This window comes from Rhodanobacter sp. Root179, from assembly GCF_001428465.1.
Taxonomy (GTDB): domain Bacteria; phylum Pseudomonadota; class Gammaproteobacteria; order Xanthomonadales; family Rhodanobacteraceae; genus Rhodanobacter.
Genome location: NZ_LMHR01000008.1, coordinates 1 through 4,285, shown reverse-complemented (window position 1 = coordinate 4,285; position 4,285 = coordinate 1). Strand labels below are relative to the sequence as shown.

General features: G+C 70.2%; 2 protein-coding genes. One reads left to right on the top strand and one right to left on the bottom strand.

The genetic code is table 11. From position 1 onward, the window contains the following. Nucleotides 1-2,535 (bottom strand): hybrid sensor histidine kinase/response regulator (locus ASD82_RS00100; protein WP_056713630.1); only part of this gene is annotated, 2,535 nt, incomplete at its 3' end. A gap of 172 nt (nt 2,536-2,707) precedes the next feature. Between ASD82_RS00100 and ASD82_RS00095 the strand changes: the two genes are divergently transcribed. Next, entirely contained in the window at nt 2,708-4,168 is a 1,461-nt protein-coding gene (locus ASD82_RS00095) for a GTPase (RefSeq protein WP_056713627.1), read from the top strand. Nucleotides 4,169-4,285: the final 117 nt, after the last annotated feature.

Sequence of the window (4,285 nt, the reverse complement as noted above, 5' to 3'; positions counted from 1 at the left end):
CGGCGTGCTCAGCAGCAGTTCGGCCATGCCCATCACGCCGGTCATCGGCGTGCGGATCTCGTGGCTCAACGTGGCCAGGAACTGGGTCTTCGCCGCGCTGGCCGCCTCGGCCATCTGCCGCTGCTGGTCGACCAATTGCATGTGATGACGCTGCGCCAGGCGCCGGCGCCAACCGCGCAGGATCACGCCGACCAGGACCGCCAGCAGCAACAGGTAGGCCAGCCACGCCCACCAGCGCTGCCACGGCGGCGCTTCGACGTGGATGCGCAGCGGCTGCTGCAGGTCGGCCCAGCGCCCGTTGGCGCCGGCGGCCTGCACTTCCAGCGTGTAGTCGCCCGCGCCCAGACCGGCGAACTCGCGCTCGCCGTGGTTGCCGGTGTCGACCCAGTTGCGGTCGAACCCCCGCAAGCGGAAACGATAGCGATTGGCACCCGGGTCCACGTACGAACCGGAGCGCGCCTCGAAGCGCAGCTCGCGGTCGCTCCAGGCAAGCTGGATCGGCGCCGCCTGGATTGGCAGCTCATGGATCGCGCCGTCGCGGCGCACGCTGGCCGCGGTGATCACCACGCCCGCCGGGCCGGCGATGGCAGGCACGCGGTCCGGCTGGAAACCGAACACGCCACCCAGGCTGGCCACGTAGATGGTGCCGTCGGGCATCATCGCCGGCGAGTCGCCGCGCACCTCGCCATTGACCAGGCCATTGCGCAGGCCGAAGGATTTCAGCTCGCCGCTGGCCGGGTCGAACCGCCACAGGCCGTTCTTGCAGAACAGCCAGAAACGTCCCTCGTGGTCGACGTGCAGGGCGATCAGCACCATCGACGGCCAGCTCGGCGGAATCGGCACCAGTTGTTCGCGCACCACCTTGTCGCCGTCCAGCCGGTAGCGCTCGAACATCTTGTTGCGCGCTGCCCAGAACCCATCGGCGGTGACCTCGAGCGCGTAGACATAGCCTTCGTCCGACAGGCCGGCGACCGGTTCGAGCTTGCCGGCAGCCGCCTGCCAGCGCAGCAGCGTGCCCTTGTCGACGTACCAGCCCAGGCTGTTCCAGCGGGTCAGCCGGTTGCCGACGAAGCCGGTTTCGTCGGCGGGCGCCACCGGCTGCGGATCGACCGCCATGGTGTCCGGATCGATGCGGAACAGGCCGTCGCGATTGGACACCAGGTACATGCGCTGATCCGGTCCCACGGCCACGCGACGCGGATGGGTGGCGCCTGCGGCAGCCACATCCACCTGCTGCAACTTGCCGCCGGCATAGCGATAGACGCCGCCTTCGCTGACGATCCACAGCCGCTGGCGCGCGTCCTCCACCATGTCCAGCACGTTGCCCTGCAGGCCCGAGACCACGTGCCGCACGTCGCCGGTGACCGGGTCGAGCTGGTCGACCAGTTCGTGTCCGCCCACCCATAACCAGCCATCCGCGCCAGCCAGCACCGACGACGCCATGTTGTCGCGCAGGCTGTGCGGATCATCCGGCACGTGGGTGAAGCGGGTGAACTGGTTCCAGCCCGGCGCCAGGTAGGCAATGCCGCCATCGCCCATCACGAACCACAGCCCGCCTTCGCTGTCGCACAGCGACTGCCACACCTGCTGTGCCGGCAGGCTGCCCAGCAGCAAGGGCTGGCCGGCGATGGCGTGGATCTGCGCCCGGCCGTCGTCCAGATAGAGCCCGCTGCGCGTGCTGATCCACAGGTTGCCCGCCTGGTCCAGCGTGCTGCTGTACACGTCGGTGGCGGGGATCTGCGCGGGCTGGTACAGCATCGCCGCGCCGCTGGCATCCATTCGCAGCAGGCCGCCACGCACGGCGATGCGCACGTCGTCGCCATCGGCCTGGATGCGCCAGATCTTGAGATTCTGCAGGTGCGGATCGATCGTCACCTGGCGCACGCGGCCATCCGCCCCGCGCACGAACAGGCCCTGGCTGGAGCCGATCCACAAGCTTCCGTCCGGCCGTGCCAGCAGGGCACGCACGGCACCGAATCCCGTGGCGGGGTCCTTCTCCAGCGGATTGCCGACATGCTCGAAATGCCGGCCGTCGGGAAGCATCCGGTCCAGTCCGGCATCCGTGGCCACCCACAGCGTGCCGTCCACGGTCTGCGTCGTCGACCAGACGTTGTCGCTGGCCAGGCTGCGCGGGTCGGCCGGATCGTGCCGCCAATGCGCAAAGTCGGCGGTGTCGCGCCGGTAGCGGTTCAGTCCCGAACCGAAGCCGCCCACCCACAGCTCACCGGCGCGGTCGACGAACAGGCTGTACACCGTACCTTCGGGCAGCGAGGCCGGATCATCCGAGTGGTGGCCGAACACGCGGAAGTCCACGCCGTCGAAACGCACCAGGTCGACGCCGACGCCAAACCACATCGCGCCCTGGTGATCCTGCGCCACCGCATACACCGTGCTGCCCGGCAGTCCATCGGAGGTCTGATAGCGGCGGAACTGCGGCGTCGGCAGCGGATCGGACGAGCGCGCCCCCGCGCCCGCCGACGGGGCGACCGCGGCTGCCGCCAGCCCGGACAGCAACCAGGCGAGCGCCAACGCCATCCTGGCCAACCATCTCGTTCCGCTCCCCATAATTCCCCTTGGCGAAGTCGCACGGCAACATGCCGGCGCCATCAACGACCCGATCGCCCCGTCCGATAGTGCCAAAACCGGGCTGCCAGCGCGAGCCGAAGCTCCCGCCGGCGCGCGAACGCAAGCTGGCTAGAATGTCCCCATGTCACGACGCCTGCGATTGCTGTTCACCGCCCTGAGCCTGGCCGCACTGCTGTGGCTGCTGTTCGCCGCCGCCGAACGTGCGCTGGCGCTGGCCCAGCGTTTCCTCGAGCTGCCGACCTGGCTGCAGTGGACCCTGGGCGGCATGTTGCTGGTGTTCGCCGCCGCGGGCCTCAGCGTGCTGTGGTGGCTGCTGCGTCCCCGGCGCAAGCGCCGGCCGCTGCCGGTACCCGATCGCGGCAGCCTGGAACAGCGCATCGGCCAGTTGCGCCAGCACGGCGCGGATACCGGCGCGCTGGCGTCCGAACTGGGCGAACTCGATCGCCGCCGCGCCAGCGCACGCGTCTACGTGGCGCTGTTCGGCGAAATCTCCACCGGCAAATCCAGCCTGATCCGCGCGCTGGCCCCGCAGGCGCAGGTCGCCAGCGACGCGCGCGGCGGCACCACCCGCGCCGTGGGCCACTACGACGGTACGCTCGCCGACGGTCGCAGCCTGGTGCTGGCCGACGTGCCGGGCAGCCGCGAAAGCGGCGGCGAGACGCACGAAACGCTGGCTCGCGAAGAGGCGCTGCGGGCGCACGCGGTGATCTACCTGTGCGCCGGCGACCTCAACCGGGGCCAGGCCGACGAACTGCGCTGGCTCGCCGACTTCGGCAAACCCCTGCTGCTGGTATTGAACAAGGCCGACCAGTGGAGCGACGCCGAGCGGGAGACGTTGCTGGAGCGCCTGCGCCGGCATGCGCGCGGCATCGCCAGTGCGGTGCTGGCGATCAGCGCCGGCGGCAGCGAGCGCTACCAGCGCCAGCTGGCCGATGGCAGCACCGAGTCGGTGGAACGCCAGCGCAAGCCGGCGATCGAACCGCTGCTGCAGGCACTGGCCCGGCTCACCGCACCGGGTGCCGAGGGCCTGGAAGACCTGCGCGAGAACGCCGTACTGGCCGGCCTGCACCAGCGCACCGGCATGCTCGAAGCACAGACCCGGGCCGAAGCCGCCGAGCGCATCGTGCGCAAGTACGCGCGCCGCGCCATCGTCGGCGCGCTGGCCGCGGTGGCGCCGGGCAGCGACCTGGTGATCCAGGGCGTGCTGGCCACTGGTCTCACCCGCGCGCTGGCCGAACTCTACGGCGTGAAAGTCAGCGAGGTGCAGATCGAGGATTTCGTGCAGCAGGCGAAGCTCACCCTGCGCAGCGGCAGTTCGATCGTGCTGGCCGTGGCCGGCAACGCGCTGAAGGCGTTCCCCGGCCTGGGCACGCTGGGCGGCGGCGTGCTGCACGCGTTCGCCTACGCGCTGATCTTCGACTCGATGGGCCGCGCGCTGGCCGCCTCGCTGGCCGAACGGCACAGCCTGGACCAGGACGATGCGGGCGCCCGCCTCAAGGAACTGCTCGCCGACGCCGGCGGCAACCGCCTGCGCCAGCTGGCCGCGTTGACGATGGAGGCGGTACGCGAGCGCGCGGATTGAGGTGCCGCGCACGGTGTGTGCTGCAGTTGAATCCCCATGACTTGAAAGAGAAGCTCAAGTGCAGAGCGGTCGATCGCCTTCGGCGACCGAGTCACTTTTCTCTTGCGTGGCCAAGAG

Coding starts and splice junctions, on each gene's coding strand:
- ASD82_RS00095 (WP_056713627.1), top strand. CDS start 2,708: ATGTCACGACGCCTGCGATTGCTGTTCACCGCCCTGAGCCTGGCCGCA.